At 35.2% G+C, this 7,708-nt stretch carries 7 protein-coding genes; all 7 read right to left on the reverse strand.

Annotated elements, in window-relative coordinates; all coding sequences use genetic code 11:
• Positions 1-78 precede the first annotated feature (78 nt).
• The 7 genes from KO464_01980 to KO464_02010 all read right to left on the reverse strand — a co-directional run bounded on the left by KO464_01980 (position 79) and on the right by KO464_02010 (position 7,598).
• Positions 79-243: a DNA-directed RNA polymerase gene (locus KO464_01980; protein ID MCC7572141.1), complete on the reverse strand. Its 165-nt coding sequence runs from the start codon at positions 241-243 to the stop codon at positions 79-81.
• Positions 244-427: 184 nt separating this feature from the next.
• Positions 428-1,939, reverse strand: coding sequence for a hypothetical protein (locus KO464_01985; protein MCC7572142.1), 1,512 nt, complete (start codon positions 1,937-1,939; stop codon positions 428-430).
• A gap of 21 nt (positions 1,940-1,960) precedes the next feature.
• Positions 1,961-3,343: an amidophosphoribosyltransferase gene (purF, locus tag KO464_01990; protein MCC7572143.1), complete on the reverse strand. Its 1,383-nt coding sequence runs from the start codon at positions 3,341-3,343 to the stop codon at positions 1,961-1,963.
• 2 nt (positions 3,344-3,345) lie between these two features.
• Positions 3,346-4,113 carry a phosphoribosylformylglycinamidine synthase subunit PurQ gene (purQ, locus tag KO464_01995; GenBank protein ID MCC7572144.1) on the reverse strand — a complete coding sequence of 256 codons (768 nt, stop codon included), beginning with the start codon at positions 4,111-4,113 and terminating at the stop codon, positions 3,346-3,348.
• A gap of 4 nt (positions 4,114-4,117) precedes the next feature.
• Complete coding sequence (gene purL / locus KO464_02000) at positions 4,118-6,427, reverse strand: phosphoribosylformylglycinamidine synthase subunit PurL (GenBank protein MCC7572145.1); 2,310 nt, start codon at positions 6,425-6,427, stop codon at positions 4,118-4,120.
• Positions 6,424-6,666: a phosphoribosylformylglycinamidine synthase subunit PurS gene (gene purS, locus KO464_02005; GenBank protein MCC7572146.1), complete on the reverse strand. Its 243-nt coding sequence runs from the start codon at positions 6,664-6,666 to the stop codon at positions 6,424-6,426. Before purS ends, purL begins: the two co-directional genes overlap by 4 nt.
• A 5-nt stretch (positions 6,667-6,671) precedes the next feature.
• Positions 6,672-7,598, reverse strand: coding sequence for a phosphoribosylaminoimidazolesuccinocarboxamide synthase (locus KO464_02010; protein MCC7572147.1), 927 nt, complete (start codon positions 7,596-7,598; stop codon positions 6,672-6,674).
• Positions 7,599-7,708: the final 110 nt, after the last annotated feature.

Genomic DNA, 7,708 nt, shown 5'->3' on the forward strand with positions numbered 1-7,708 from the left:
TTTGACTAAAAATTTAAATATAAAAAATAAAAGGACTTTTCCTATAATCACTAGAAATACCCTTTTACAAAAATACTCTTAATACCTTCTTGGGTTTTTCTTCTGGTAACATTCCCTGCAGTAAACAGGTCTTGTTCCATCTGGCTTGAAAGGAACTTCAGTTTCCTGCCCACAAGCTGCACATGTTGCTTTGTGCATTTCACGAGGAGGTCTATCGTATCCCCCTCTTCTATCGTCATACATTTTAATTACTCCTTTATTTGGCCATTAATGGCCCTAAAGAATAAAATGTATCTTTAGTTTATAAGGTTGGTTATACTAATAGATAAAAATATTAAATTCTACCATAAATAGACTCTTTTACATATTTTTATTAACTTAAACTAAAAATGTTAGGCAATGATATTAAAATTGTATAATAGATCAGTCAATCGATTCCTTCACCAATTCTCTTTCTGAAATTTTTACCAACAAATCTGATATATTTATCAGATATTACTTCATATGCAATTTTGCTGGCATCACTATATGTATTTGCTAATCCACCACCGAGTATAATACGCCCACCGCCAACTGCAATATTTCCTGTTTGAGTTAAAAAAGTGCCAGCGTGTCTGTGGAATGAATTATTTGGAAGTTCATTAGAATAATCTATAACTTGACCAGTTAGATGTTTACCCGGATAACCAGGAGGCATTTGAGAAGCTTCAAATCCACATCCTCTAAACCATGGAAAACTTCCGCTTACTGTGAAAACACCAACACAAACATTTTCTTTAAACTTCACATTTAGTTCTTCAAGTTTTCCTTCATAACTCTTTCTTGCTATATCAAATAGAGAAGTATCTATTATTGGCCATCTGCCTTCAGCTTCTGGTGAACCATCTCTACCATTTATTTCAAAAACATAAAAGTTGTAAGAATTATTTTCTTTTAAAGCACATAGGCCAAAGTATATTATTCCATTAAAAGCTATTTTTTCTTCTTCTAAAAGATTAGTTAAAAAAGGATTTATTATCGTATCTTCAATTTTTTTAACTAAATCATCTCTATCTTTCAAAAGTGGATGTGGGGCGACAACACCCATTCCACCTGTGATATAGTTTACCATCTGCCCTGGGTGGCCCATTCTTTTATTGAATCTATCAATCAAAAATGTATCTTCCGAATCAAATCTTTCCGGAAAATCTTTTGCACTCCCAAGATATTTAAAATGACCTTCATGAACTGCATAAAAAACCATTACCTCTTCACCATAGAGCCTTTCCTCTATCGTCAACTTATCTACTGGATTACAAATAATACTAGACACCATAAAGTCATCAACAGCACTCAAAGCTTCATCAAGGGTATTACAGACCCTTGAACCCTTACCGTCCAGCAGATAAGGATACTTTACAACATATTTCTTTCCATTTTTACCAAAATTTTCCTTTAAGAAAGCTTTGGCGGATTCTGGATTATAAAAATTCTCGAACTGTGGACATGGTATGTTCCATTTCTTCATAAGGTCATTTGTATTGCATTTATCGGCCTCTACTATCATGGCTTTAGAAGTAGGGCCCCAACAAGTTATCCCTTTTTTTTCACATCTTTCTTTTAATCCAAGAGAAAGATACTTTTCTTGACCTCCGATTACCATATCAATGTTATTTTCAGAAAGATAAGAAATAATATCCCCAAGGTCATCAAGTCTCTTCACTCTTCCATTATTTTCTTGAATCTCTTGTTTATAATCGATAAAAAATTTTTTCACATCATTAAAATTTTTAATCTTGACTCTATCATTTCCAATGGGCCAGATGCATTTTTTTTCAAAAGCCCCTCCAAGATTTCCAGGTAGCACATGGACTTCTGATACTTCTTTAGATCTTGTAATTGATTCTGCCAAGGCCCATTCTCTTGCTCCCCCACCTATAACTGCCCACACTTCATTCAAAATACCACTATTCCTATACTCTCACGTTCTCTCACATTCTCTTGTTTTTGTAAGGGACATCCTTGTTTCTTCAGGTATATGTGTTGGATAATCACCATTTAGACATGCAAGGCACAGTTCTTCTTTTTTAAGTCCAATTGCCTTCACCAATCCTTTTATTGTCTGGTATGTAACTGAATCTGCACCAATTCTTTCTGCTACTTCCTCTGTACTCCTTGCAGCAATTAGTTCTTTTTCAGTTGGCATATCTATGCCATAATAACATGGATGTTTAATTGGAGGGCATGTAGATATCATGTGAACTTCTTTAGCGCCATGATCTCTTAACATATTAACAATTCTTCTGCTCGTTGTTCCTCTAACTATGCTGTCATCCACAAGAATGATTTTTTTTCCTCTAATTTCACTTTTTATCACATTTAATTTATCTCTAACTGCTATGTCTCTTGAAACTTGAGTTGGCATTATGAAAGTTCTACCAATGTATCTGTTTTTTATCAAACCTTCTCTTTGTTTAATCCCATACTTCTCAGAGAATCCTAAAGCCGCTGTCCTTGCTGTGTCAGGTACAGGTATAACTACGTCCCCTTCTCCCTCAAATTCTATATTCTTCCCAAGTTCTATTCTAGCTTCGTACACACTTTTGCCTTCTATAACAGAATCAGGTCTTGAGAAATAAACCCATTCAAACATACAGTGTGCCCTACCTTTTGGGCATAACAATCTCTTTTCAAGTTTATTATCTTGAACAACTATTGCCTCCCCAGGCAATAGATCCCTGATCAAAGAATAACCATTTACATCTAGTCCTACACTTTCAGAAGAAAAAGAAAATGCAGTTTCATTCAAATTAGTTTTTTCTCCAAATACCAATGGCCTGTTTCCATAAGGGTCTCTGAAAGCTATGAGTTTTTTTGGTAATAGCATTACAGTAGAATAGCTGCCATCAATTCTTTCCATAGTTCCTTTTATAGCCTCAAATGTATCATTTTTCATTAACTCTTCAGAAAGAATATTTATCATAACCTCAGTATCTGAATTTGAATGAATGCATCTATGCTTTTTCTCAAGTTCTTCTTTTAGTTCCTGATAATTCGTAATATTACCGTTATGTGCAAGACCTATCCCATAAGGATAACTCAAAAAGAAAGGCTGAGCCTCACAAAGTGTATTGGTTCCAGCCGTTGGATATCTTACATGTCCTATAGCTTTAGACCCTTCAAGTTTAGATAGCTCTTCATTGTTGAAAACATTCAACACAAGACCTTTTTCTTTTTTCTGATGTACTATACCATCAAATGATAGTATACCCGCCGAATCTTGTCCCCTGTGTTGAATAGCCAAAAGCCCTCTATAGCATTCATATGCAGAATTATTTGATGAAGTACCTAATATGCCGCACATTTTTATTTTTCCTCTATATATTTTAAAACTGATTCAAAGAGTTTCATACCAGAAATCCCATTCTTATTTTTATCGAAATAGGCTCTTTCAGGATGTGGCATCATTCCAAATACATTTCCAGCCTCATTACAAATACCGGCTATATTATGTGCCGAGCCATTTGGATTCCAAGGGTACCCAGCGTATTCTCCATCTTTATCAACATATCTAAATACAACTTGATCATTTTCAAATAATCTATCAAAGTATTCTTTTTCCTTTTCTCTTGGGAACAGTAACTTTCCTTCTCCATGAGCCGATGGAACAAGCATTACTTCTCCTCTAGGTATATTCCTTGTGAAGACACATTTGCCTTTGTTTTCATGTTTTAATAATGTTGGCCTACATTCAAATCTTACAGAATTATTCAAAAATAGACAAGCATCAGGATAATCCATTCTTTTAAATCCAGGTAGGACTCCAAGCTCAACTAGAACTTGAAATCCATTACAAATCCCTCCTACAGGCCAACCTTCATCTATGAACCTATGTAAGTCATTTGCCAGTCTTGCCCTTATCCTTGAGGCAAATATCGCCCCTGCCCTTACATAATCCCCTGCAGAAAATCCTCCAGGAATCATAAGGCAATTATAATCAAATAGATCTTTGAGATCTTTCAAATGAACAAGTTCAGGTGAGGCACCTAATCTCTTGAAAGCATGGTACATCTCATCTTCATTGTTTGTTCCCTCTATTCTCAAAACACAAACTTTAATCTCAGACCTGTCCATCGAATCACCCCATATGCTCCCAAATTGCATTTTTCCATTTATCTCTTAATTTTTCAACAGGCGCATCTACTATTTTAACTCCATTCTGTTTTATCATTAGATTCTTGCCCGATATTTTTCCAATTCTTATGAAAGGTACTTTATTTTTGGTGAACAGAGATTCAAATTCCTTATCGTCTTTAACTTCAACTACCCATCTGGTATTTGATTCTGAAAAGATGAATTCATCTGCCCTCATATCTTTTATAATTGGTAATTCAATTTCTGCACCATAATCACTACCAAATGCCATTTCAGCAATAGCAACAGCCAAGCCTCCCTCGCTTAAATCATGACAGCTTTTCACAATACCTTTTTGCATTGAATCAAGCAGAACCTTTGAAAAATTTATCAATTTCTCTGGATCCATTTTGGGAGCAATTCCCCCATCGATTCCTAAAATTCTGTAATACAATGAACCGCCAAATTCCCTTTTAGTATTACCAATAAGGTAAATTGAGTCCCCTTCTTTCTTGAAGTTGGAACTTACCTTCTTATCTATGTCATCGATTATCCCAATTCCGACTATAGTTGGCGTTGGAGGACAGCTTCCAACCATACTTTCATTGTAAAGGCTTACATTGCCTGATGAAAATGATACTTGAAGATCTTTTGTGGCAAAATTTAATCCCATTACGGCCTGATAAAAGTCCCCGAACCTCTCCGGTTTCTCGGGATTTCCAAAGTTCAGGCAATCTGCCAACGAGTGAGGTTTACCGCCAACTGCAACAATATTTCTATAAATTTCATCTATAGCAGAAGCCGCACCCCAGTATGGATCATATTCCATTAAGAATGGATTTACAGCTGTTGAGACTACCAATCCTTTGTTAATTTCTTCTACAGGCTTTATGATGGCAGAATCCTGTGGTGAAAAGTTAACAACATCCCCATATAGTGGCGTAAGTGAAGTTGAACCCCTAACAGTATGATCATATTGAAGGATAACCCAATCCTTTGATGCAATATTTGGATCTGAAAGCATCTTGATTAATATCTCGTTTGTATCGTTGGGTGTTTGAGTTTGGATATCTTTCTGATCCCGTTCGACTACCTTTACATCTCTTGCGTATAATGGGCCACCTGTCAAAAATTCAGAATCCATGTCAAATATCTTTTCACCTTCATAATAAACAAAGACTCTTTTTTCAGCAATAGTTTCTCCAATAATTGCTGCATTAACATCCCATTTATCAAAAATATCAAGAACCACTTTAAGATTTTCTTTTGAGACCGCAAGCATCATCCTTTCCTGAGATTCGGATACCCATATTTCCCAAGGTTTCATTCCTTTTTCTTTTAACAAAACTTTTTCTAGATTGACTCTGGCACCATAACCCCCAGCGTGGGCCATTTCTCCTACTACACAAGATAGTCCTCCACCGCCCAAATCCTTCATACCATTCAGAAGTTTTTTTTTATTAGCTTCAAGGCATGCATGTATTAACGGCTCTTTTGTTATAGGGTCTCCTACTTGAACTGCCGAACGTGAAGATGTTTCAGACTCTTCATCAAGTTCTGCAGAAGCAAAGTTAACACCGTGGATTCCATCTCTTCCTGTTCTTCCACCGACCATGACAAATATATCCCCAAGCTCTTTTACCCTACTGTGAATTATGTCATCTTTTTTTATGATACCTACACATCCAACATTTACAAGACAGTTCCCCGTGTAACCAGGATGGAAATAAACGGATCCCGACACAGTCGGAATACCTACCCTGTTACCATAGTCTCTGATTCCTGCCACCACGCCTCTAAAAATGAATTCAGGATGCTTTACCCCTTTTGGTAATTGGTCATAAGGCAACTCAAGAGGTCCAAAAAATATTGGGTCTATCAGTGCAACAGGCTGAGCCCCCATGCAGACTACATCTCTAAGAATACCGCCAATTCCAGTAGCCGCCCCTCCATATGGCTCAACAGCTGATGGATGATTATGACTCTCCAAAGCTAGAACATAAGCATAATCTTTATCAAATTCAACTACGCCTGCATCTTCTTTAATAACAAATATATTCTGAGGCGCTTCAATATTAAAAATATATTTTTTCAATAAACTTTTTGATGATTTGTAACAACAGTGTTCTGACCAAGCCTGACCTATTGCCTGTATTTCAATGTCTGTTGGATTTCTACCTTGTTCTCTAAAGTAATTTCTAACTGACTTCATTTCATCTAGAGAAAGACCTATCCCTATTTTTCTACTTATCTCTAGAAGTTTTTCATCAGGTAAGTCAAGATTTATTTCAAAAACATTTTGTTTGCCACTCATTTTATCATTTCCACTTCGTAATCGTGGATTACAGGATTAATCAGAAGTTTTTTGCACATCATATCAACGTCTTCTCTAATTTTCTTTTCATCCTTTCCACTTATTTCTATGACGTAGCTTCTTTTCACTTCAACATTTTGAACATCATCAAAACCAAGCAATTTCAAAGATTTTTTAATATTAAGACCTTCAGGGTCCGTAATTCCTTCTTTTAATCCAACTTTAATTTCTACCTTCAAACAAATCACCTAAATTTTTCACCAGTAATTCTTTCATACATATTAATGTAAAGATCAGATACTTGCTTAATCATACTATCAGGTAATGCAGGAATATCTGGTTCTGATTGACCTTTTTCTCTAGCATCATATAACTCTTTTTTATATCCTGTTTTAATGTAATGCTGTCTTACAAATTCCTTTGACAACTCTACCATTTGACCTTGCTCATAGAGTTTCTTATCCCAGAATCTGTCTTCATCAGCAGTTCCAAATACATCTATGAACATTAGAGTTCTATCTTCATTCATTCCAAATTCCTTTTTTCCATCAACGTGGATTAAGCCACCCTTCTCAACGATCTTTGACATCTTTGAATCCATCTTAATTATTGTTTCAAGGATATTCTGGTATTCTTCTTCAGTAAGGCTCGATATGCTTAGAGCTTCCTTCTTTTCCAATGGCCTATCAAATGGCTCAAGCTTTGTAGATGTTTCAATAAAAGGTTCAGGTATCTTTTCTCCATACTCAACTGTTTTTTTGTTGAATCCAAGTTCCTTTGGGTCTATCTTGCCCTTTTCAATTCTATCATGAAGAGAGCCTGCAACGTAATGCCTACAGATAAATTCTAAGGGTATAAGATAATTTTTTGTATTGTGATCAATTTTGTTATAATCATAAATTATATTAACTTTCTTCACAAGCATCTTATTCTTGTCAATCATCTTTATGAAGTGAGTTGAGAATCCCAACTTTTCTGCTTCTTTAAGCCAAAAAGTTCCTTCTCTACATAGAGTCTCTCCTTTGAAAGGAATTTTAGAAGGTATTATTTTATCAAAGACAGAGATTCTGTCAGTAAATTCAAATTCAATTTCTTTGTCAGAAACATCATAAACTCTCTTAACTTTTCCTTCTCTTGAAAATCCAGAAGAGGCATTTCTTGGGTTGCTCATATTAGAATTTATTATATCTGATATTTAAATATATTTATCCTAAAATTAATAGAGATTCGGAATTAGAATTTTTTTAATAAATCAAGTTTGATATAAAACCTATGCCATAA

Source organism: Methanofastidiosum sp. (genome assembly GCA_020854815.1).
Lineage (GTDB): Archaea > Methanobacteriota_B > Thermococci > Methanofastidiosales > Methanofastidiosaceae > Methanofastidiosum.